Origin of the sequence: Ohtaekwangia sp., assembly GCF_036786105.1 — a bacterium.
Classification (GTDB): domain Bacteria; phylum Bacteroidota; class Bacteroidia; order Cytophagales; family Cyclobacteriaceae; genus Ohtaekwangia.
Genome location: NZ_DAIQRQ010000001.1, coordinates 92431 through 116067, shown reverse-complemented (window position 1 = coordinate 116067; position 23637 = coordinate 92431). Strand labels below are relative to the sequence as shown.

Sequence of the window (23637 nt, the reverse complement as noted above, 5' to 3'; positions counted from 1 at the left end):
AACAAGTTATGGATATGTTATCAACAGAGGACCTACCTCCCAATTTGCTTTTAAATTGATGAATGGATTTCCTTTTTCATTTCTGTAGAAGCGTATAGGTTCTGGCTCTTCTTTTTTGTAAAAATTGCCGGGTGTCCACTTGCCATCATTATTAATGTCAATGATGAGTCGTATCTGGTATTCACCAGGAGAAAGATCTTCGAAGGCGGGTTTTTGATTATTGCTGGATGACTGAACGATCTTGAATGATTTGTCTAGAAGTTGGACGATGTAATTTGGTTGGTTGGTTTTTATTTCGGTGAAGATGATTCCCGTTTCTTCAAGTGCTAGTGGCTTTAATTGTTCGCTAGATTGTTTGGTGCTGTCCAGTTCTATACTCACGAAGGCCCCCTTGCCGAAGTATAACTCATTATTAATATTTTTTTTCGCTTGACTTTTAATGTCAGGTGTTGCTTTGGGTTTTGCTTGTTGAGCTTTTTGCTCTTTACTCTGTTCAGGTTTGACGAATATCTTTTTGTCAAAGGCCTTATGAATGGTTAGAATATTATGAAGGCTGTCCCACTGGAAGTTTTCACGTGAAAATGTGATGGTGTTTAATGTATCTACTCTGTACAGGATACTGTCGTAACGAATGTCCAGGAGAGGCTTGTTAAAGAGTATTCTTCCATGTATTGTGCCTTTGTTGATTATCACTCTAAAACCGTCGGACTTGGAATTGAATGCTTCCGGTTTAACCTGACGTTCACTAAATTTAACATAGAGAGTAGTGTCGATAGTATTTGCTATACTGTCTAATCCATGGAGCTTTACTGCCACACTATCTTTTGTATTGAAAGTGTTGTAGACTTTTATGTTCGCAGGATCGTCTCCAAACGATGAAATGATTATTTCTCCAGGTGCTGTGAGCTTGTATCGGGTAAGGCTCTTGGATAGTTTGATGTTGTAATAGGTATTATACGGTCTGGAGTTGGTGAGCTTCAGCGTTCGTGAATCAAGTTTTATGAGTGGGATTGAAGTTCCTTTTAAGTTCTTTGTGAGGTATATACTATCGGAGAGGAATCCATACAGTTCGGATTTACTGTCGGCTACAAGATTTCTGTTCTTGTCATCTATGGCATAAATTTTATAATACCCCGGTTTAAGGTTTTCTAAGGTATAATTTCCTTTTTGATCACTCTTGGTGAAGTAGACTGGTTTGTGTTTAAAGATGTTGAAGGTATCAGATTGATATAATGCAATTGTGATGTCTTTAAGTTCCTTGTTAGTGACCGGATCTACCGCACGACCAGCAATAACAAGTGAGTCGATATAGGTGCCTGTGCTAACGGCAATTTTCAGGTTCACGGCAGAATTTTTCTCTGTAATATCTTGAACAGCATCGCGAAAGTTGAATGAGTATGTTGTACTGTCCTTCAGTTTCTTCTTAAGTGAAACAATAACTCTGTTTTTCTTGGCGGTAGCATCATATTCTTTATCAATGTCGGGTGTGATGATAATTTGTTCTTTGGGATTGTTAACTGCTATCGCCTCATCAAATAGGAGCTCAAGTTTATTATCACGAAAGTTTGTCTGGCCTTTAGGAGGAATCGCCTTTATCAGGTGTGGTGGTATGGTATCTTTAGGACCTCCGGTCGGAGCTGTCTGTCTTGCACAGCTAAGAAGAAATAAGGGATATAGGAACCAGTGCAGATTTTTTTTAAAGGTCATCTTTTCACAATATAAATCAGGCTTGAATATTCTCCCGTTCTGGCTGCTTGCCAGTTAGATCTTGTTCCGTTAATAAACGCAACTATCATTCCGAATATGGTTGATTTTTTTCTTTTATACTTTTCGCTAAGCAATGATATATAGTAAGCATCAAGTTTCATGGGAATAACCTTTGTTACCGTTAGTCCATTCTTATTCAGAAGCTTGTCCATGTTTTCACGTGAAAAATGCCAGAGGTGTCGGGGAACATCGTAGCCTGCCCAATATTCTTTATAATGTCGGCCGTCCCAGCTTGTGTGGTTTGGTACAGCAATGAACAGAGTACCCGTTGATGATAGCTTTGATTTCAATTGCTGAAGTATGCAATCGAGATCAGGGATGTGTTCCAGAACATGCCAGAGTGTTATCGCGTTGAATTTATCTTCTTCTATTTCATTAATTGATTGATATACAGATAGTTGATTATTTTTTTGACAAAAAGATCGGGCATTTTCTGATGGTTCAACACCGGATGCTGCCCATCCCTGGCTGGTGCAATATTGAAGAAAAGCTCCAGTGCCGGAACCATAATCAAGTATGCGTTTTCTCGAGCCCTCACTGTTTTTTGCTAATAGATTGATTTTCCAGCGCAAAGTAAATTTGCGTGCAAGAAGATATAAGTGATCGATGATGCTGGTTGCTTTATTGCTATGGGATATATAATCATCGGACAGATAATAGCTACCGATAACTTCGTCTGTCGGTCTTGGTGATGTTAATGTGAAATTGCATGTGCTACATTTATGGAGACTGAACTTTTCATGCGATACAGTGTAGTCTATACATTGAAGAAAGGGCCTAAGTAAATTGTTTCCGCAAATTGGGCATGAAGTAATACTTGTCATTTTCCTAAATAGATGGTAAGAACTGAAATGTCTGATGGTGAAACTCCGCTTATGCGTGTGGCTTGGCCAAGTGTTTCTGGTTTGATCCTCTTTAGCTTTTCCCTGGCTTCAAGTGAGAGGGCTTTTACACGGTCGTAATCAAAATCTGATTTTATTTTGAAATCTTCCAGGTTTCCGATCTTCTCGGCAAGTTTTTGTTCCCTGTCAATGTAGCTCTCGTACTTAATGGTGATTTCGGCTTGCTCCTGTACTTCATCCGTGTATTTATTCATCAGGTCCTTTATTTCCGGGGTTAATGATTTTGTCTCCGGTATTCCCAATTGAGGCCGCTTTAAAAGATGAGCCACCGAGACTTTCTCTTGTATACCCGAGGTATTGAGATTTTCTAATTCCCGGTTTATTGCATCAGGACTTACTCTTAATTTTTTTAATTCCTGAAGCAGGGTATCAACCTGACTTTTCTTTCTTAACACGGCTTGGTATCGATCTTCGCTTGCCAGACCAATTTTATATCCTAATTCAGTTAATCGCAGGTCTGCATTGTCTTGTCGTAACAGAATGCGGTATTCGGCTCGGGAAGTAAACATTCTATAAGGCTCTTGTGTGCCTTTGCTTACCAGGTCGTCAATCAATACGCCTATGTATGCTTCTGATCTTTTCAGAATGAACGCGTCTTTTTTATGGGCTTTATTGTGGGCGTTTATGCCGGCTATTAATCCTTGACATGCTGCTTCTTCATATCCGGTTGTTCCGTTTATCTGGCCTGCAAAAAACAAGTTTGGAATTTGCTGCGTTTCAAGACTGAGATTTAATTGAGTGGGGGGAAAGAAATCATATTCTATGGCATAGCCTGGTCTGAACATTTTGGCATGCTCAAATCCTGGAATCTTGGTGAGAGCTTTATACTGAACATCTTCAGGCAGAGATGTAGAAAAACCATTTACATATATTTCAACCGTACTCCATCCTTCTGGTTCTACGAATATCTGATGACGTTCACGTTCGGCGAATCGGTTTATCTTATCTTCTATCGATGGGCAATATCTAGGGCCAAGACCTTTAATACGACCTTGAAACATGGGGGATTTTTCGAATCCCTTTTTTAATTCATCATGCACCACATCGTTTGTGTAGGTGATCCAACAGCTTGCTTGTTTAGCGAGAGGTTTTGTATCGGTGTATGAGAACTTACCAGGGTTTTCATCTCCTGGCTGTTCTTCCATCTTCGAATAGTCTAAACTTCTACCATCTATTCTGGGTGGGGTTCCGGTTTTCATTCTCCCTGCTTCAAAACCCAGGCTTACGAGTTGTTCTGTTAATCCAGTAGCTGCATTTTCTGCTGTTCTGCCACCTCCAAAGTTCTTTTCCCCTATATGAATCTTACCATTCAGGAAAGTTCCATTGGTAAGGACTACAGTTTTTGATTTTATCTCGATTCCAAGGTTTGTCTTCACTCCTACGGCTCTGCCATCCTTCACTAGGATTTCTTTCACCATTTCCTGCCAAAAGTCGATGTTTGAAGTTTGCTCCAAAGCCAAGCGCCATTCTTCTGAGAAGCGCATACGGTCGTTTTGAGTTCTTGGACTCCACATAGCAGGACCTTTTGATCTATTCAGCATTCTGAATTGAATCATAGACTTATCGGATATAATCCCTGATAATCCTCCTAATGCATCAATCTCCCTAACAATTTGCCCTTTGGCCACGCCACCCATTGCCGGATTACAGGACATCTGGGCAATGGTATTCATGTTCATTGTTATTAGGAGAACCTTTGAACCCATTGAAGCGGCAGCATGTGCGGCCTCACATCCAGCGTGGCCAGCCCCTACTACTATAACATCATACTCTGAGAATATCATAAAAGCTTAGTATTTCATTGTTGTTTCACGTGGAACAAAAAGTTGCCCACAAAAATCTTCCACATTTCCACATTTGTGTTTCACGTGGAACAGTAATCCCTTGTTTTGGAGAGAGCTATATGTGTTTCACGTGGAACCTATCGCAAAGATAGATAGGAGTCTTCTTTTCTACGCATAGTGTTTTGTTTCTGAGGGGTCTTGTCGGAATAGCCTATTAAATGAAGAACGCCATGAATTATTACCCTGTGGAGCTCTTCATCAAAGGGTCTGTCGAATTTGAGGGCGTTTTCCTCTATGCGGTGTATGCTAATAAAGATGTCGCCTTCTATCATGTCTTTTTCCTCACTAGAGTCGAAGGTGACGATATCTGTGTAAGTCTTATGCCTGAGATATTGGATGTTTATCTCCCGGAGGTATTCATCTGAGCAGAATATGAAATTCAGGTTTCCGGGGTTTTTCTTTTCAGCCTTGATTGCAGCTTTTACCCAACGGCCTGTTTTAATGGGATGAGGTAACCTGAACTTGATGTCTTCGGTAAAGAAACGTACCTGAGCCATTTAGGAATTCATATAAAAGCTAAGTTCAACAACGCGACCGTCTTCTTTAAAGTCAACCTCATCGGAAAGGTGCTTCATGAGGAAAATACCACGGCCACCTGGCTTTTCAAGGTTCTCCGGTGCTGTAGGGTCTGGAAGATTGTCATAGTTAAATCCTTTGCCCTCATCTTTCACTGTGAACTTGATCATGCTGTCTTCCAACGAAAGGCTCAAGTGCACATTCTTTGATTTATCACTGGCATTGCCATGTTTAATGGCATTGTTCACGGCTTCTGTTACAGCAATCATAATGTTTCCGTAGATGTCATCGTCCAGGTGGAAACGTTCCTTTGCATTGTCAATAAAGCTTTCAATCATTCTAATGTTTTCCATCAACGATGGAACCTGGATGCTGATCGTGTTCATGTGCCGTGTTGTCCTTGTTATTGGTTGTTCATTCTTTTAAAATACTCGCTTACTTCTTTCTTATAGTAAGGGTAAAGCTTTGGTGGAACTGTTTTCAGCAATTCTACTTCTTTTTCCTTTAGACGCAAATATTCCTCAAATGCCTTTGGTATTTCTTTGTCATAGTCTTTGGCCGTTTCCCCTTTTCGCTCTTCATCCATGTCTTGCTCGCGCATTGACTTCTCTGTTTCCAGCATTCTGGTTAAAATATCCTGTTGGCGTTTAATGAGCTGATCAGTCAGTTGCTTGTTCACCAAATCCATTTCAGTCTGCTCCATTTTAGCTGGAAGATCCCCACCAGGGGTTTTTCCATCCTCTTTCATCTTCTCCTGCATTTCCTGAAGCGCTTTTCTGATTCGTTCCTGCTCGGCAGCCATTTCCGCCAACTCTTCGGAGAGTTGGCGCCCTGATTTGCCGCTTCCCTTTAAATCCTGAATCTTTTGATTCAATTGCTGTTGCATTTGACTCAGGCTAGGCTTCTGTCCTTTCTGCTTGGATTTGCCCATGGAAGGCTGCGCATTGGCCATCATCTGCATCATCATATCAAAATGGTCGTCCAGCATTAGTGCCAGATTATTGATAGAAGTCATGCTGGCCTGCATTTCACTGGAGGCTTGCGGCCTTCTTCTCTCCTTGTTTGCCTCTATAACTCTATCCAGGTGGTCATTCAATTCGCCAACTTCTTTGGTAACAATGGAACCCATAAACGGATCACGCTTTCCAAGTGCCAGTAAGCTATCTTCCAATACCCGGGCATCATCCTTTAATTTCAATTGTTGCTGGGCAAGTCCATTAAAGCGAGGATCGCTTTGGTTTAGTTCAGAAAAATTCTTCATTAAAGCTTCCTGGTCGAAAGAGAGTTTTACCAGTCCGTGAATGATCTGGCGAAGACTTTCGATATTCTCCATGTTCATTTCCATTTCCATAGAGCTTTGGGCGCCTTCCATCTGTTGCTGCATTTTCTGCATTTGCTTGATGGCTTTCTGCTGAGGGGCTTTTGATTTAGAGGGTTGGTTCTGCTGAAGCATTTCCTTGCTTTGCTGTTGTTGTTCTTGGGCCTCGTTTGCATCTTCTTTAGAAGGAAGCTCATCTTTTTTATCCAGTTCCCCGCCCATCTTTTTAAGATCTTCTATCTTCTCAGACGTTTGCTTTAACTCTTCATTCAACTTTTCCTGCTCTTTCGCTAACTCCTGCCCTTCTTCATTGTTCTTATCGCCAGCCTTGTCTTTATTCTCTTCCTTATCAGATTTATCAGATTGTTGCGGTTTGTTTCCTTTATCAGATTTGTTCTTTTCCAGCTCCTCGGTTTTTTCCAACAACGACTGCTGGTCTTTTACTTGCTCTTTAATGTCTTCAATAGCCTGATCCAGTTTGTAATCGTATTGAAGCTGTTTAAAGAGCTCGAGAGTTCGTTCGAGCTCTTTTTCCAGGTTATTGGTGTTCTGGTTGAGCTTATCCAGTATTTTTTGAATCTGCGTAATATCTGTGTTCTCCTTTAAAAGCTTCTGAAGTTCTTCGAAGAGTTTTTTCGTTTCCTCATCCAGCAATTCATTCATCAGCTTTTGAATCTGTTGTGCTTTCTCCCGTATTCTCTCGTCTTGTTCTGTGAAGGCCTCTTTCTTTTGTTCCAAAAGCTTATTTTCCTCCTTTGCCTGTTCCAGCATATTCTCGAGGCTTTGCTTTTGCTGAATAATGTCTTCCAGCATCTTCTTGTCCTGCCAATCAAGGCTCTGCTTGCCTTTTAGTTTCTGATGTGCCTGTTCAATCTGGTTTTGCAGTTTGTTAGCCTTGGACTCACTTTGATTTATCTTCTGCTGGGTTTGTGACTGCGATTGATTGATCTCTGTTACCAGGTTATCTTTCGAAGGAATCAAAAATGTATAGTAGCCAGTTTTGGTAGATTTTCTTCCGTTTACACCATCGTTATCCCATACCTGTAGGTAGTATTCAAGTTGTTCACCGGGGTTTAGATCAAGTGAATCGACAGACCAATTGTAGAAGAAACTCTGTTGAAGCTGATTTTTGGCAACGGGTATATTTATCGATTTAGAGAGTATCTCTTTCTGGTTTTCGTTTCTAATGCGGTAATGAAGCGTGAGCTGTGTAATACCATAATCATCACCCAATGATCCGCCCAGAATTATGCGCTGATAGAGTACTGAGTCCTTAAAGTTATTGACGGCTATTTGAGGAAACTGATCTTTAACTACATCAACCCGGTAAGATATTTTTTCTTTGTTTTTGCTTTTATCATTCGCAAGCACGATTTCGTATTGATCGGGGTTCCGAAACTCTTTTTTAAACGTAAATAAATGATTATCAGATGATTGTAAATTATTAGGAGCATTTTCAGAAGAAAACAAAATTGCAGCCTGTTCGGCATTTACGGCTGAAATATTCCATTGGACTTTGGTGCCTTCCGGAATTTCAAGATTTCCTGAATTAACCAGCTTTTCAGCCGGGCGCTGCAGATAACGCGGATATTCAAGTGCAATGGTAAACTGCGTAAGCTCAGGCCGGTTTATGAGTGACACGTGAAACATTTCAGAAAAGAATCCTGCGGCTTCGATCTGAAAATCAAAGGCCTGTTGCACTTTTTCAAAATTATAAGTGAATTCTCCGTTTCCTTTGTTGTCTAATTTCAAACGCTGATTTCCAGATACCAGGTAAGCATCTTCAGGAACAGCTGCACCATTAAGTTGAAGGCTTATTGTCAAATCTTCATTGTAAAACGCAGTAAGCGATTTTTCACTTACCAAAAATTTAAACGGAGCCTGTGGAGAGTATTGCTGCGTAAAGTTTACGATTCGCTGTGTGCTCAGTGTAAGTATGCTGCTGTTGAAAAGAATGATGGCAAAAATTGCAATGAAGGGAATGGCGAGATACCGGAGGTGTTTTCTGTTTTCGCGAATATCGATGAAGCTATCGAACTGCAGGGGGGCGAAATCTTGGGACTTTTGTTCGATGCTCGCATAGGTTAGTGCGGAGCCAGTTTTGGAAGAATCGAGTTGAATGAGGTTTAGAAGTTTGTCGCTAACGGAAGGCAGATGTTTACCAATGATCTTTGCACTCTGCTCTTCGTTTAAACCTCTTCGGGCTATCCACCACCCTAGTGGCTCTTTCAAAAATCGGTAGGTGCAGAAAACAGCAACCGCTATAAATGTGAAGAAGATGAGAAATCGAGCCCACGGGCTTAGCCACAAATTATACTCAATGAGCGCAGCGATAAGAAAGTAAGTCGCCAGGATTGATAGCGACAGAATGATGCCCTTCACGAAAATGTTGAGATAATATTTTCGCTTGAAGGATTTTATTTTTTCACGAACCTGCTCTACGCCCGCCCCCATAATATGTATATTTAGTTATAGTCAAAAACGCAACAACCTGATTTAAAGTTGATCAAGTTCTAAGATAGCGGCTTGCCATCTTCAAAACAAAGCGTTGACGGGTAAACGGATTGTGGCTATTCGCCTTGCTTGGGTATCGACCAATCATATTCTTTCTCGAAATACTCGATCACGTGCATCTTCAAAAGTTTCTCTTGTTCAAGGAGGTCGAAGTGTGGTAATTTTTTTAACAATTTCCAGTGGGGCCAACCTTCTTTGTCGAGTCCTTCCAACTCGTAATAACCAGAGTAACTAAGCACTTTACATATCCCGATGTGCATCAGGTCTTGCTTCTCTTCTTTGCTGAATACTTTTTTCCCTCTGCCAAGTTCCTGAACACCGATGAGGAATAATACACCGTTCAAATCTTTGGGTTTCTTGCCAACCATTCTTTCAATTTCGGCAAGAAGAGCAGCCCATGCTCGATCAAGTTCAAGATCGCGCTTAAACATTTTGAAGTTCCTCCCAATACTCAAAAGCCCTGCGCAAGTGCGGAATAACAATAGTACCTCCAACAAGCGTTGCAACTCCCATTGCTTCGTGTACCTCATCGGTTGTGAATCCGACTTCTTTGCACTTTCCCAAGTGATACCGCACGCAGTCGTCACAGCGTAGAACGAGCGAACATGTGAGCCCGATAAGTTCTTTGGATTTTACATCCAGGTGTCCTTCCGCATAAGCATTGGTATCAAGATTAAATATTCGTTTGATGATCAGGCTATCGGATGCCATGATCTTGTCATTCATTTTGCTTCTATAGGCATTAAAATCTTCTACGAGTCCCATAACTTTTTCTTTCTTTTATCTACTTTTAGAAAATCAGTTACCGGCAAATATATTTCTAAAATGGCTAATTCTCTGATCGCAGAAATCTTCTCTGATTTTGTATCGCTGTTCTTTCCATCTTATTGTATTGCCTGCTCCGACTCGCTGGCAAAAGGTGAAAATCTGGTTTGCACGAAATGTATGTTGGAGATTCCCCAAACCAATTACCATCGCGATGTTGAAAATCCACTTTACACCAGGTTATCAAATCGTTTTAAACTCGGCAGAGCCACGGCTCTTTTTAAATTCTCCAAGACCAGTCGTATTCAACACCTGTTGCATGCGCTGAAGTATAAAAACCAGCCCGATGTAGGCATCATGTTGGGTAATGTTTTAGGTCAAAGACTAAGTGACGTTTCAGATTGGAATCAGTCGGATCTCATTATTCCTGTTCCGCTTCATCCTTCGCGAAAGCGAAAAAGAGGATATAATCAAAGTGCCAAGTTTGCCGAAGGTCTTTCCCGAAAATTAGGCATTCCGTTTTCAGATGATGTGCTCATCAAAAAAATCAGCACAGAGACGCAAACCAAAAAGAATAAGCTTAATCGCTGGCAAAATGTGGACGAAGTTTTTCACGTGAAAAATCCTCTTGCGGTTAAGAACAAGAGGATTTTACTGGTGGATGATGTAATTACAACTGGTGCTACGATAGAAGCTTGCGCACAGGCATTGCTTCGTTATGGATGTTGTGAAGTAAATGTGGCGAGTATCGCTGAAGCCTAATCGTTTTTCAAATTATCAACCGGATTAGCGAATGCTGCGCGAACAGTTTGTGAGCCGATGGTGATACCACCCAGAAGAATGAGAATCAACACGCCCAATGCTATAACATTAAAATTCAATTCTGTTCGGTAGGCAATCTGCTCCAGCCACATGTTGTTAATCAACCAGGCAATGGGAACAGCTAATACAATGGCAAAAATTAACAACATGAAGAAACCTTTTGAAAGTAACACAACAAGGGCCCGATCGCTGGAACCAAGAATTTTACGAATGGAAATTTCTTTCATTCGCGTTTCGGTTAAATACGTAGCCATTCCCAATAGTCCGAGGCAAGAGATAACAATAGCCATGAAAGCGATAATGCCAATGATGCTCACAAAATCACTGAACACAGTTTTATAAAATGAGCGCACTTCCTCATCAAAATCTTTATAGTCAACTTTCAGTGTTGGATTGATCCTGGCCCACGCCGCCTCGATATTTTTTACAGCTTCATCGTGCGGGCCGGTATATTTTACCTGCACCATTTTGAATTGCTCCGGATCATAACGCAATGCCATCGCTTCCAGTTTGCTCACCATCATCTGGTGGTTATAATTCTTGATTACACCAATAATTTCGTAACGGGATGAATCTTCCTGCAGATATAGAATTTCTCCGACGGCATCGTGAGGAGAAGTAAACTGAAATTCTTTTACGGCTTCTTCATTCAGGAGAATAGATTTTTTATTGTGCTCAACGTTTTGTGAATCGAAATTTTTTCCTGCTACCAATTGTATGTCCATGTTTGCCAGGTAATCTTCATCAACAAAAAAGTAATCCAGCAATTTGCTGTCTTTTTCCTGTAGTTCTCTTTTGAAGCCATCGCCATACGTAACTCCTATGGCAGGCATGTGTGACGCTCCGGCTACATTTTCAATATTGCTGTATGTGTTGAGTTGCGTTTTGAGTGAAGCATACGATGTGTTGCTCAGTCGCACGTTGATCTTGCGCTCCATCGAAAAACCATGATCGGCCCGAACGAAAAGTTGTAACTGGTTATACAACAACAACACTGAAATAATGAAGATGAGAGAAAGGGTAAACTGAATCACCAGCAAAGATTTTCGCAACGCCAGTCGAGAGAAGAGCTTCATACCCGAAATATTCTTTAACACTTTGGCCGGCTGAAACTTTGAAAGAATTACTGCCGGAAAGAAACCTGCAAGCATACCGATTACTACACTGAACAATGCAAATATACCATACACATACACGTTGCCCTCCAGGTCCCACTTCAGTGCTTTGGCAAATTGCAGGTTGAGCATGAAAGGTTTTACCGCGAGCAGAAAAAGAAGGGAGAGTGCCAACGCGAAGAGTGAAATGATGACAGCTTCTGAAATAAACTGAAAGAAAATCTGGTAGCGAAAAGCACCATTTACTTTTCGCACACCAATCTCTCGGGCACGGGTCAATGCACGTGCAACGGAGAGATTTGTGTAATTAAAACACGAAGTAATCATGATAATTAGCGCGAGCCCACCAAAAAAATATACAAAGAGCATGGGCATAAAAGGCCCGATCGGATTATTGATGAACGGCCCGGGCGTTATGCTTGAAAGGTTTTGCAGATAGAAAATATAGCCGCGCGGTTGCTTGTCACCTGGTTGTGTTGCCTGCTGTTGTTTTTTTGCAATGGTGCTCAGCTTGCTTTCCACTTCATCAGCTGTGTGTCCAGGCTCCAGCAAAAGATATACCCAACCGGCTGTAAAATTATCCCAACCTGAATCGGCGCTGTTAAAGGTGCTGTCTGCTTCCAGACTTTTGATGGTCGAATAAGATGCAAGACCTTCAAACACAATGTGCGATTTCCGGCCGTTGTCTTTCAGCACACCGGTAACTTTATAGTCGCCCAGTTTGCCAACCTTGATAACTTCACCCAGTGGATTGTCTTGTCTGAATAATTTCTTTGCAGCATTTTTTGTGAGCACAACAGAATATGGATCGCGCAAGGCAGTTTTTGCATCACCCAGTTCTAATTCATATTCGAAAACATCAAGCGCTTCCGGGTCAACAAAGAATCCCGATAAAGGTATATTTATATCTCGCCCTGGTTCTATATCCAGCCACATATTGCCGAAACCTCTGCGGATTCTCACAGCTTTTGATATTCCTGTATATTCTTCCTGGAGAATGGAGGCGAGTGGTTGTGGTGCAGTAGACATATCATTACCCGACATGGAGCCATCAGGATTAAGATAGCGTGTGATGATTCGGTATACGCGATCACGTTTTGTATTGTACCGATCGTACATCATCTGGTCGGCAACCAGCATCATAATGCCGAGGCAGATAGACATGCCGATGGCAAGACCGAAAATGTTAATGAAAGAAAAAAACTTATGCCGGCGCAGATTGCGCAAGGCAACCTGTATATAATTTCTAAGCATGGTATAGGGGTTTGGGAGAAAAAGAAATGAGGGTTTTATAAAGAAGATCAACTAACGAACAGAGATCACTTAATCTCACGTTTTACCAGGAAGTAGTAGATCAGGAAACCAGCTGAAAGCGCAACGGCAAACATTCCGTAGGGTAGAGTAGAATCCGGGCTCACTTCCAGATAGTCCATAGCGATAAGTGCTATACCTCCGAACAATGCGATGAGGCCCCACTTAAGAGAAGAAAATTTATTCTCTGCCGTGTGCGCTTTGAATATTGATTGACTCTCTTCATTAACATACCCCTTGTCAATCATTTTCTTTTTAAGGATGTAATCGGTAAGCACCTTGGTAAAGAAATATATACTGGTACCAAAACTTCCGATGATGGCGATAGGCATAAGAACGTGCTCCATATTATTCTATATTTTGTTTGTTTCTGTTTGGAGCGTGAGACACAGTCCCTCATCGAAATGTTGCAGAGCCTGTTTCCTTTTTTCAAGCAAATTCTTTGGCTTGAAAATTTTATTACTTTCCTGCAACATCTTCTTTGCCGGCATTGTCTAACGGACCAATGATAAATGATCGGGCGCTCATCTCTAAAACTATACAGGGAGATATGCAGGCCTTCACGCTGTTGATCAAACAGCATGAAAGGCTCGTTGCCCACATGGTTGGCCGCCTGGTGAAAAATGATGAAGAGCGGGAAGAGCTTTGCCAGGATGTATTTTTGAAAGTCTACGAAAAACTTGGCGAATTTAATTTTCAATCCAGGCTCTCCACATGGATAGCAACCATTGCTTATCGCCACGCCATCAATCACCTGCGTAAGCGCAAGATCAAGTTAGACGATATTCCTGATGAAGAACGATTTTCATCATTCTTTATTGAAGATGAAAACCCAGAGTCACTGCTGGAAGAAAAAGACATGGACCATTTTGTTTTGAAGTTGGTTGATCAACTGCCTGCCAGTTATAAAACTGTGCTTACGTTATATCATCTGGAAGGCATGAGCTATGAGGAAATTGGAGAAGTAACTTCAATGCCAGAGGGCACCGTAAAGAACTATCTTTTTAGGGCACGCATGCTCCTGAAAGAAAAAGTAAAGAAGTATATTGCTAAAGAAGAATTGCTATGAGCGAAGACGATAAAAAACTTCAGGAAAAAATAGAAGCTGGATTTGTTTCTTCCGAACCGGATGATAAAGTTTACCAGCAGGTGTTCAACGCTCTTCAAAAAAAGCCGGAATATTCTTTGCCAAAGAACTTTGCTTTATCTGTTGTTAAAAAGATCGAGCTGCAACAAAGTCGTTCTTTAAAACGCGAGCACTTTTGGTTGGTAGCAGGTATTGTTGTGCTCTTTATTGTTATGATCGTCACTTCCGCTTTTGCCGGCTTTGTACCCACAGCAGGATTCCTATCGGCGATAGCAAACTATAAAGGTGTATTTCTTTTTGGTGGTCTTTTTATACTCTTGCTGAACTGGATCGACCGGAAATTTATCCGCACAAAACATACTGCATTATAATTTTTCAATGCTCGATTTGACCGAGTATGCAGGCTGGCGCGCATAAAGTTACCCGTTAAAAGACATGATCTTGACGCGGGTAATGAAGAACAGGCTTTTTCATGGCTGGGCAAACCGATTGAATCAGGTATCGGATGAATTTCTGACAGCGACTTATCTCAGAGTCTGCTGTAAAGAAAATCATTGCTGATAATCTCGGATTCACGTTTTTGAACGTTGTGTGCTGAATTCAAACAAGCTCCGTCAGTTTACCAGTTTAATTTCTTTCTCTGCCCGGGTCTGAAACTTTTTCATGACAGGCTTGTGATCCGGCCTGCAATCGTTTCGCTTTTGTGATCGCTTGCTATATTTTTGCCGCACAAATTAAAAATTCTGCTATGAGCTATCGCATTGAAAAAGACACCATGGGAGAGGTGCAGGTTCCTGCCGATAAATACTGGGGAGCCCAAACCGAACGTTCACGAAACAATTTTAAGATTGGCCCGGAAGCGAGTATGCCGAAGGAAATTATATACGCCTTCGCCTATTTGAAAAAAGCTGCTGCCATGGCAAACCAGGAACTTGGTGTTCTTACAGCAGAAAAGAAAGATTTGATCGCAAAAGTGTGTGATGAGATTCTCGCCGGAAAACTGGATAACGAATTTCCACTGGTGATCTGGCAAACCGGTTCAGGCACACAAAGCAATATGAACGTAAACGAGGTAATAGCTTACCGAGCACACGTGTTGCAAGGGGGCAAACTTACCGATGAAAAAAAAGTGCTGCACCCGAACGATGATGTGAATAAATCACAATCGTCAAACGATACATTCCCTACTGCCATGCACATTGCAGCCTACAAGCAGGTAGTGGATATTACGTTGCCGGGCATGACGAAGCTGCGCAATACATTGGCTAGAAAATCTGAAACCTATAAAAATATTGTTAAGACGGGTCGTACGCACTTTATGGATGCTACGCCACTTACACTCGGTCAGGAATTTTCAGGATACGTTCAGCAGATTGATAACAGTGTCCGCGCAATCAAGAATGCGTTGGAAGTTGTACGCGAATTGGCGCTTGGGGGTACTGCTGTAGGCACGGGTCTGAACACGCCCAAAGGCTATGATGTGCTGGTTGCTAAAAAGATAGCAGAACTTACCGGTCTTCCATTCGTTACAGCACCCAATAAATTTGAAGCACTCGCGGCACACGATGCAATGGTAGAATTGTCGGGAGCATTAAAGCGAGCAGCCGTATCGTTTATGAAAATCGCGAACGATATCCGTATGTTAAGTTCTGGTCCTCGCTCCGGTATTGGTGAAATCATTATTCCGGATAACGAACCAGGTTCATCTATCATGCCGGGCAAGGTAAACCCCACGCAACCTGAGGCCTTAACCATGGTATGTGCTCAGGTTATCGGAAATGACGTAGCGGTATCGGTAGGTGGTTCTATGGGACATTTCGAGCTCAACGTTTTCAAACCTGTTATTGCTTCCAACGTATTGCAATCGGCCAGACTGATTGGCGATGCGTGTGTGTCATTCAATGATAAGTGTGCGGAAGGCATAGAGCCGAATGAGCCGATCATTAAACAGCACCTCGAAAACTCTTTGATGCTGGTAACATCACTCAATACCCACATTGGCTATGAAAATGCAGCGAAGATTGCCAAGAAGGCTCATAAGGAAAACAAGACCTTGCGCGAAGCTGCGGTTGAGTTGGGATTACTCACATCAGAGCAATTTGACCAATGGGTAAGACCTGAAAAAATGGTGGGAAGCCTTTGATAAATAGGCCTTTCTGAAAAAGATTATAAATTTATTTGTACTTTTAATGGGATTTAAACCAATAAGCCATGAAATATAGACTTACTTTATTTTTTTGTCTGGCTTTCATTTTTTCATCTTCACTAGTTTTCGGACAACTTTCAAAACAGGAAAAGAAGGAATGGAAGAAAAAAGCCAAAGAATTTTCCAAGAGTCCGGAATCACTTAAGCAATTAACAGAAGAAAAACAGGCGGCAGAATCGCAGGTGTCTTCCCTGAATCAAAAAGTAACACAGATGCAAGGGCAGATCAGCGAGAAAGATACAAAGCTCGCACAACTTGAAGATGAACTTACACAGGCAAAAGGCCAGCTTACCGCTACCAAAGCAGAACTTGCGCAACTGAAAGAAACTCCGGTTATAAACCCGATGGACTTCTCGAAAGGCATTGTGTTTAAAGTTCAGATTGGTGCATTCAAGAATAAAGATCTCGCAAAGTATTTTGATAACAATCCGAACTTTGGTGGCGAAGTAAAAGAAGGTGAACCTCAGAAAGTAACAATCGGAATTTTCCGCGACTACTGGGAAGCCGATACATTCAAAAAATACATGCGCGAAATGGGTGTGAAAGATGCCTGGATTGTTCCGTACAAAGATGGACAGCGCGTAGAGATCAAAGATGTGCTGGAAGGCGTAGTGAATGAAAAGCCTGCGGAAAGCTCTAAGTAAAAATCATTTACGGATTAAATAAAAAAGCAGTGGTAAAGCACTGCTTTTTTCGTTTCTTACAAGTCAGTCCAAAAACAGTAGATAGTCCTTAAACAACCTGCGCTGCTTATTTTTGTGGAAATGACCCGCTCTAAAACTCTTATACTGATATTATTCCTTTTACCCGTTACACTTCTGGCACAAATTCGTGTGGGAACGCTGGTGATTAAAAAGAATGAAGTATATGATATAGGGCAGTCTGATATTCTTGTGGCAGATACGCTCATCATGCTCGACTCATCTCGCCTGGTGCTGAACAAATTGAAACGCGAAAATTATCTCAGGGTACAAACGGCCATTTTTGGAAACCACTGTGTGATTGACGGACGGGGTATTGATGGTAAGCCAGGGAGAGATGGCAAACCAGGACTAAGTCCTTCTGTGCCTTGCAGCTCCGGACAACCGGGAACAAATGGAGGTCGTGGGCTGGATGGTGCTCCGGGCATCAACCTTTTTCTGTATCTTGAAAGAATAACACTGAACGGAACGCTGATCATCGATCTTCGGGGCGGTGAAGGTGGCAAAGGTGGAAATGGTGGAAACGGTGGAGGCGGCAGCCCCGGCACTGTTCATTGCTTGGGTGGCGATGGCGCCAATGGCGGCAATGCTGGCCCTGGTGGCAACGGTGCGAACGGAGGAACATTAACGCTGAATGGCGCAATTGCCTCCTGGATGAAGGACATGATCGGCAAAAAACAGATCGTGGTAAGAATTACCGGAGGCTATGCAGGTTCTCCCGGGAGAGCCGGATATCGCGGACCTGCCGGATTGGGGCCTGCCCGCAAAAATGGAAAGGATGGTTTACCCGGAACCGAAAGTGCCAGTGGCAAATCTGGTAATCAGGGCACTATAAACTTCGAATCAAACTAGCAAGATGTATAAACGATGGATTCAAAAAGAAATACCCTCATCCCAGGAAGTAGATCAACTTTCACAAGCAATTAATGTTAACCGCTGTCTCACTTCCATTTTACTGCAGCGTGGCATAACGGATTTTAAGAACGCAAAAGATTTTTTCCGCCCCTCACTGGAGCATCTTCACGATCCTTTTTTGATGAAGGATATGGAGAAGGCCATAAACCGGCTCAAGCAGGCCATTGATTCAGAAGAGAAAATACTCATCTATGGCGATTACGATGTAGACGGAACCACGGCTGTATCATTGGTTTTTAGCTATATCTATAATTTTTATAGCAACTGCGAGGTATATATACCCGACCGTTATGCCGAAGGCTACGGTGTTTCTCTGGCCGGTATAGAGTGGGCCGAGCAAAATGGATATACCCTTATTATTGCTCTCGATTGTGGTATAAAATCTTCGGAGCTCATTGATGTAGCGCATCACAAGGGCATTGATTTTATTATTTGCGATCACCACTTGCCGGACGATAATATTCCCCATGCAGTAGCTGTGTTGGACCCGAAGAGAAAAGATTGTACATATCCTTATAAAGAATTAAGTGGCTGCGGTATAGGTTTTAAACTTGTCCAGGCCTACGCGCAAAGGTTTCGTGACGAACAGGAGTTATACCAATACCTCGATCTTGTTGCGGTAAGTATAGCTTCAGACATTGTTCCGATCACTGGGGAAAATCGTACGCTTGCCTATTTTGGTTTACGCAAGCTTAATGATGATCCGTCACCAGGGCTAAAAGCCTTAAAGGAAATAGCAACCATTAAAAACGATCTGGATATTTCCGGGGTTGTATTTACTCTGGGGCCGCGCATCAATGCCGCCGGAAGAGTAGCTCATGCACGAGCGGCAGTTGAATTACTTATTGCCAAGACAGAACAGGAGGCGAATGACTTGGCTGAGAAGGTGAATGTAAAGAACGATCTTCGTAAGCAATTCGATTCAGATATAACCGAAGAGGCCATTGCCATGATCGAAAATGATGCGGCATTGCGCTCGGCTAAATCAACGGTATTGTTTAAGAACACGTGGCATAAAGGAGTAATTGGCATAGTTGCTGCTCGGTGTGTAGAGAAATATTACAGACCCACCGTGATCTTGACAGAGTCTAACAATAAAATTACAGGTTCCGCCAGAAGCGTGAATGGCTTTGATCTTTATAGCGCCATTTTAGAATGTAGCGATCTGCTCGAGAAATTTGGAGGGCACAAGTACGCTGCCGGGTTAACACTCGATATTCAAAACCTCGAATCCTTTCAGAGGAGATTTGAAGAAGTAGTTTCTTCAACTATAACAGAAGAAATGCTCACACCCGTTATCGAAATTGATATGCCGCTGCACTTTAACAGCATTACACCAAAATTTTTAAATGTATTAAAACAGATGGCTCCTTTTGGTCCGGAAAATCCGCGGCCGGTTTTTGAGGCCAGCAATATTTATGTTTTCAATTCGCTGTCGTCTTTTAAAGACAAGCACGTTCGTTTTCTGGCTGCGCAGGAAGGCAGCGATAGTGTATTTCAGGCGGTGGGATTTGATCTGGCCGAACACTATGACAGACTATCGAGGCGCGATCTTTTCCGGATGACTTTTACGGTGGAGGAGAATACATTTAATGGGACAACGTCCATTCAATTAAGAATTAAAGACATTAAATTTCACTGACATGGTTTTGCGTGCAGAGAATCTCGTGAAGAAATATAAAACCCGCACCGTTGTAAACAACGTTTCTGTGCAGGTTGCTCAGGGAGAAATTGTAGGTTTGCTAGGTCCCAATGGTGCTGGTAAAACAACCTCTTTCTATATGATTGTGGGTTTGATAAAACCGAACGAGGGAAAAATTTTCCTCGATGATCAGGAGATCACACCATTACCCATGTATCAAAGAGCACGTATAGGTTTAGGATACCTGGCGCAGGAAGCTTCAGTTTTCAGAAAGCTTACCGTAGAAGAGAACATCATGTCAGTGTTGGAGATGCGCGGGTTCTCGGCACAGCAGCGAAAAGAAAAAGTAGATGAGCTGATCGAAGAATTTAGTCTGCACAAAGTACGCAAGAACATGGGTATGTCTCTTTCCGGAGGCGAGCGAAGAAGAACAGAGATTGCTCGTGCCCTCGCTGTTGATCCTAAATTTGTGTTACTCGATGAACCCTTTGCTGGTGTAGATCCAATAGCCGTGGAAGAGATCCAAACTATTGTTGCCAAGCTGAAGAATAAAAATATAGGTATACTCATTACCGATCACAACGTTGATGAAACACTATCCATTACCGATCGCGCTTACCTTATGGTGGATGGAAAATTATTTAAATCAGGCACAGCCCAGGAACTGGCAAGCGACCCGCAAGTACGCAAAGTATACCTTGGGCAAAACTTCGAGTTGCGTAGAGCAAAAGTTACCATACAGAATGAGGATCAGTGGGCAGATCCATCCGAAGGCCTTTAATCTCTCCTTTTTGTAAATCTTTATCTGCAAGCTAAAAATCAATGTTTGTGGATGATAACCAGCGTGTAATCGATAGCCATTTAATCTTTTTGTCTGCTTAATACACCCAAGACAAATCCCCCGGTTTTATTATTTTTGATTTTGCTACACACATGTAAATGGGACTGATCAATTCCATATTGACCTGGGTCATGAAGAAGCGCATTCATCAGATTGAGCTCTTCATGAAATATCCGCATGAAGTGCAGGATGAGATTTTCAGAAAACTCATTCAAACTGCACGCTATACGGAGTTTGGCGAACAGTATGATTTTGCCAGCATTCAGAGCTACGAGCAGTTTCGGGAACGCGTACCTATCCACACATACGAGGATCTGTTCCCTTCCATTGAACGCCTCATGCGTGGAGAGCAGAATATCTTGTGGCCAACCGAAATAAAATGGTTTTCAAAATCTTCAGGAACCACAAATGCGCGCAGCAAATTTATACCAGTATCGCAAGAAGCTTTGGAAGATTGTCATTTTAAAGGCGGTAAAGATCTTATATCGATCTATGTTAATAATTTTCCCAATACAACTTTGTTTGATGGGAAAGGCTTGGCCGTGGGCGGGAGTCACCAAATAAACGATTTTGATCCGAGTGCTACATCTTACTATGGTGATGTGTCTGCAGTGATTATGCAGAACCTTCCGCAATGGGCGCAATTCATTCGCACGCCTAGTCTTGAAACAGCGTTGATGGGAAACTGGGAAGAGAAGATTGAAAAAATGGCGCGCGAAACTGCGCGCGATAATGTTACCAACATTGCCGGTGTGCCCACGTGGACCCTACTGCTTATTCAACGCGTGGTAGAACTGGAAGGAAAGAACAATATACTGGAAGTGTGGCCAAACCTCGAAGCGTTTTTCCATGGTGCTGTTTCGTTTACTCCCTATCGTGCGTTGTTCAAGACACTGATTCCTTTCGACCGTATGAATTACTGGGAGATATATAATGCCAGCGAAGGATTTTTCGGTATACAGGATCAGCGTGGTTCGGAAGAAATGTTACTCATGCTCGACTATGGAATTTTTTACGAGTTTATTCCGGTTGGCGAACTCGATAAGGAAAACCCGCGAGCCTTACAGTTGAGTGAAGTAGAATTGAATACCAATTACGCGATGGTAATTTCTACCAATGCCGGCTTATGGCGCTATAATATTGGCGACACGGTAAAATTTACTTCGCTTTCTCCTTATCGTATAAAAATTTCAGGTCGCACAAAACATTTCATCAATGCATTTGGCGAAGAGCTTATTGTAGAGAATGCCGAAACAGCGATAGCAAAAGCATGCGAGCAAACCGGAGCCATTATCGAGAACTTTACAGCGGGCCCTATATATTTGGATCACGGTAAAAAAGGCGGACATGAGTGGATTGTGGAGTTCAAAAAAAAACCTTCAAGTCTGGAACACTTTACCAAAATACTTGATAAAGTTTTGCGAGAGATAAATTCCGACTATGATGCAAAACGCGCACACGATCTGGCCTTGATCGAACCACGCATTCATAGTGTTGACGAAGGAACGTTCTATAACTGGATGAAAAGTCGAGGGAAACTGGGTGGGCAGAATAAAGTTCCTCGTCTCTCAAACACACGCGAGTATGTGGATGATATACTAAAAATGATGGCCGAAGCCTGATCTAAAAATTACCGGTATATACTACGCTCTGTTATGAATGAAATATATACCGGTATGTCTCTATTACTTGATCGTAAAAGTACCTTCACTTAAAATCTTCATCGGAACATCGGTGTCAGACGGCAACATCCCTCCTGCCAGCAACGTCATGGTTCCATTAATCTCCGATACCAATTGAATTTCTGAAGGCCAGCCGCTTTTTGTATCTACAGTTCCTTTCGTCATTTGATGGCCGTTGAAATTTACCTTGGCCTTTAAACCATTGATGGTAATTACTTTTTCCTTGTCGGTAGTTACTACGATGCCATCACTGTTTATGGTTGCAATAGAACCTTCGAGCTTTTCAAATTTCCAGGTATTGTTGATCTGGGTTGGGAAGTTCAAAGCAGTGCCTACTGAATTTTTCCAGGTATCGCCAACCTTCACTTTAGCTGCCGAATACTGAATGAGCGATGATTCTATACTAGCTTTGATAGACTGCTCGCTGAGCGCTTGTTGAAGAGATTGCTTTGCCTGTTCGGCAGCAGCAGCTTCAAGACCAAGTTCTGAAATGCCGGAATAAAGTTTATCAGTACCTTCTACTTTCTCGATTACACCTTGCTTGTTCATAAAGATATAAAAGGGCTTCTGCGTCATGCTCTTCATCATTTTGTTTTGAAGATTTTCCGCATCGCCATCGCTATCCATCGCTACATCTCCCATGGGTGCCGGCATCTTCATAAACATTTTTACTTTGGAGTAAGTAGTTTCAATCTTTGCACCGGTAGCTGTAAGTTCAACAACCTTCATTTGCATAGAAGCATCTGTGGCTGCGGTAATAACCATTTCACCAACGCCTGGCACAGTTTGAGTAATAGTTTGCTTGGATGTTTGAGACCAGTTGTGCAAATCGCCAACTTTAAAAATATATTCCAGTTTTACTTCTTTCGGAGGTAAGGCGAAAGAACAAAGAATAATCAGTAGAGAGGAGAACCGTAAAGCTTTCATGCAGATTGTTGGGTTGTTATAGGTTTAAGAAAGTAAAGAATGCAAAAATAGCGTTAATCTCGTTTTATACTTTTCAACCAGGAGGCTATGCTCCATCGGGTAGTTTCCTGCACAATCGTGCCACTTTCGGCAGCACGATTTACTCGCTCTACAGTATAGAATGCACTGGGCAGTATCTCCTTCAGCTTGAACAGCAGCTCATCTAAATGTTCGCGCTCCAGCACCGTGAAAACAAGATTCTCGTGTCCATCGGGTCCTTCTGCTTTTACTTGTGTATAGCGAAAATTCCTGGCCGATAGAAAGGCAAGAAGATGATAAACTTCCTTTCGTGTAATGATACGCACAATTACTTTTCCGTAGGCAATACGTTCTTCGATCATCATGCCGACCAGAATGCCGGTGGCAAATCCTGCCGGATAGGCCACATAACAAATCCAGTTATCCAGGTGCTCGAATATTTGCCGGATCGCCATCAGCCAGATAAATGATTCAAAGAAGCCTAAGATCGTAGCTGTCATTTTCCGGCCACCCAATACATAAATAATGCGAATGGTATTAATGGAAACATCTGCAATACGAGCCAGAAAGATAAGAAAGGGAAGAATTATGAAACTGAAAACCCCTTCCGATGTTCCTAAAGTATTGATAAAGAAATCCTCCATCGCCTTGAAATATTTAAAGTAAAACGCCGACTAACTTGATGTTAAAGATAGCAGCCAGGGCATCTAAATGAGAGCGGTGTTTTTGATTTGTTTAAGCCAA

21 protein-coding genes are annotated in these 23637 nt (G+C 42.1%); 9 read left to right on the top strand and 12 right to left on the bottom strand.

The genetic code is table 11. The features are described 5' to 3' along the window. Positions 1-6: 6 nt before the first annotated feature. The 8 genes from V7Q33_RS00555 to V7Q33_RS00520 all read right to left on the bottom strand — a co-directional run bounded on the left by V7Q33_RS00555 (position 7) and on the right by V7Q33_RS00520 (position 9626). The gene (locus V7Q33_RS00555) at positions 7-1707 is read right to left on the bottom strand and encodes an Ig-like domain-containing protein (protein ID WP_333818579.1); all 1701 of its coding nucleotides are present in this window, start codon (positions 1705-1707) and stop codon (positions 7-9) included. After that, positions 1704-2591, bottom strand: a complete 888-nt coding sequence (locus tag V7Q33_RS00550; protein WP_333818578.1) for a class I SAM-dependent methyltransferase — start codon at positions 2589-2591, stop codon at positions 1704-1706. The genes V7Q33_RS00555 and V7Q33_RS00550 overlap by 4 nt, the downstream gene beginning before the upstream one ends. Continuing rightward, the gene (mnmG, locus tag V7Q33_RS00545) at positions 2588-4450 is read right to left on the bottom strand and encodes a tRNA uridine-5-carboxymethylaminomethyl(34) synthesis enzyme MnmG (RefSeq protein WP_331979049.1); all 1863 of its coding nucleotides are present in this window, start codon (positions 4448-4450) and stop codon (positions 2588-2590) included. The genes V7Q33_RS00550 and mnmG overlap by 4 nt, the downstream gene beginning before the upstream one ends. 140 nt (positions 4451-4590) lie before the next feature. After that, complete coding sequence (gene ybeY / locus V7Q33_RS00540; RefSeq protein WP_333818577.1) at positions 4591-5010, bottom strand: rRNA maturation RNase YbeY; 420 nt, start codon at positions 5008-5010, stop codon at positions 4591-4593. After that, positions 5011-5415 (bottom strand): ATP-binding protein, encoded by a 405-nt coding sequence (locus V7Q33_RS00535; protein ID WP_331982128.1) that lies wholly within the window; start codon positions 5413-5415, stop codon positions 5011-5013. Positions 5416-5432: 17 nt separating this feature from the next. Then, on the bottom strand, positions 5433-8801 hold the full coding sequence (locus V7Q33_RS00530; RefSeq protein WP_333818576.1) for a hypothetical protein: 3369 nt from the start codon (positions 8799-8801) through the stop codon (positions 5433-5435). Between the two features lie 116 nt (positions 8802-8917). Next, positions 8918-9292 (bottom strand): hypothetical protein, encoded by a 375-nt coding sequence (locus V7Q33_RS00525; RefSeq protein WP_331982134.1) that lies wholly within the window; start codon positions 9290-9292, stop codon positions 8918-8920. Further along, entirely contained in the window at positions 9285-9626 is a 342-nt protein-coding gene (locus V7Q33_RS00520; RefSeq protein WP_333818575.1) for a carboxymuconolactone decarboxylase family protein, read from the bottom strand. The genes V7Q33_RS00525 and V7Q33_RS00520 overlap by 8 nt, the downstream gene beginning before the upstream one ends. 60 nt (positions 9627-9686) lie before the next feature. Here V7Q33_RS00520 and V7Q33_RS00515 point away from each other — a divergent pair, with 60 nt between their 5' ends. After that, positions 9687-10388 carry a ComF family protein gene (locus tag V7Q33_RS00515; protein ID WP_333818574.1) on the top strand — a complete coding sequence of 234 codons (702 nt, stop codon included), beginning with the start codon at positions 9687-9689 and terminating at the stop codon, positions 10386-10388. Here the strand turns inward: V7Q33_RS00515 and V7Q33_RS00510 are convergent. Both V7Q33_RS00510 and V7Q33_RS00505 read right to left on the bottom strand, forming a co-directional pair. Continuing rightward, positions 10385-12817 (bottom strand): ABC transporter permease, encoded by a 2433-nt coding sequence (locus V7Q33_RS00510; RefSeq protein WP_333818573.1) that lies wholly within the window; start codon positions 12815-12817, stop codon positions 10385-10387. The two genes, V7Q33_RS00515 and V7Q33_RS00510, sit on opposite strands and share 4 nt — an antisense overlap. Positions 12818-12882: 65 nt before the next feature. Beyond that, positions 12883-13221: a DUF6249 domain-containing protein gene (locus V7Q33_RS00505; RefSeq protein ID WP_331982146.1), complete on the bottom strand. Its 339-nt coding sequence runs from the start codon at positions 13219-13221 to the stop codon at positions 12883-12885. Positions 13222-13379: 158 nt separating this feature from the next. Here V7Q33_RS00505 and V7Q33_RS00500 point away from each other — a divergent pair, with 158 nt between their 5' ends. The 8 genes from V7Q33_RS00500 (at position 13380) to V7Q33_RS00465 (ending at position 21888) form a co-directional block, all read left to right on the top strand. After that, positions 13380-13943 carry an RNA polymerase sigma factor gene (locus V7Q33_RS00500; protein ID WP_331982149.1) on the top strand — a complete coding sequence of 188 codons (564 nt, stop codon included), beginning with the start codon at positions 13380-13382 and terminating at the stop codon, positions 13941-13943. Then, the gene (locus tag V7Q33_RS00495) at positions 13940-14332 is read left to right on the top strand and encodes a hypothetical protein (protein WP_331982152.1); all 393 of its coding nucleotides are present in this window, start codon (positions 13940-13942) and stop codon (positions 14330-14332) included. The genes V7Q33_RS00500 and V7Q33_RS00495 overlap by 4 nt, the downstream gene beginning before the upstream one ends. A 377-nt stretch (positions 14333-14709) precedes the next feature. Next, positions 14710-16104, top strand: a complete 1395-nt coding sequence (fumC, locus tag V7Q33_RS00490) for a class II fumarate hydratase (RefSeq protein WP_333818572.1) — start codon at positions 14710-14712, stop codon at positions 16102-16104. Positions 16105-16172: 68 nt separating this feature from the next. Next, the gene (locus V7Q33_RS00485) at positions 16173-16811 is read left to right on the top strand and encodes an Ezrin/radixin/moesin family protein (RefSeq protein ID WP_333818571.1); all 639 of its coding nucleotides are present in this window, start codon (positions 16173-16175) and stop codon (positions 16809-16811) included. Positions 16812-16931: 120 nt separating this feature from the next. After that, a complete protein-coding gene (locus V7Q33_RS00480) occupies positions 16932-17720 on the top strand; it encodes a hypothetical protein (RefSeq protein ID WP_333818570.1) in 789 nt (262 codons plus the stop codon). Between the two features lie 4 nt (positions 17721-17724). Next, a complete protein-coding gene (gene recJ / locus V7Q33_RS00475; RefSeq protein ID WP_333818569.1) occupies positions 17725-19425 on the top strand; it encodes a single-stranded-DNA-specific exonuclease RecJ in 1701 nt (566 codons plus the stop codon). 1 nt (position 19426) lies between these two features. Next, positions 19427-20206: an LPS export ABC transporter ATP-binding protein gene (lptB, locus tag V7Q33_RS00470; protein WP_333818568.1), complete on the top strand. Its 780-nt coding sequence runs from the start codon at positions 19427-19429 to the stop codon at positions 20204-20206. A gap of 191 nt (positions 20207-20397) precedes the next feature. Beyond that, on the top strand, positions 20398-21888 hold the full coding sequence (locus V7Q33_RS00465; protein WP_331982169.1) for a GH3 auxin-responsive promoter family protein: 1491 nt from the start codon (positions 20398-20400) through the stop codon (positions 21886-21888). Positions 21889-21951: 63 nt separating this feature from the next. Here V7Q33_RS00465 and V7Q33_RS00460 read toward each other — a convergent pair whose 3' ends face one another. Together V7Q33_RS00460 and V7Q33_RS00455 are read right to left on the bottom strand one after the other, a co-directional pair. Further along, a complete protein-coding gene (locus tag V7Q33_RS00460) occupies positions 21952-22875 on the bottom strand; it encodes a DUF6263 family protein (protein WP_333818567.1) in 924 nt (307 codons plus the stop codon). Between the two features lie 53 nt (positions 22876-22928). Continuing rightward, positions 22929-23537: a DUF2179 domain-containing protein gene (locus V7Q33_RS00455; protein ID WP_333818566.1), complete on the bottom strand. Its 609-nt coding sequence runs from the start codon at positions 23535-23537 to the stop codon at positions 22929-22931. Between the last annotated feature and the right edge of the window lie 100 nt (positions 23538-23637).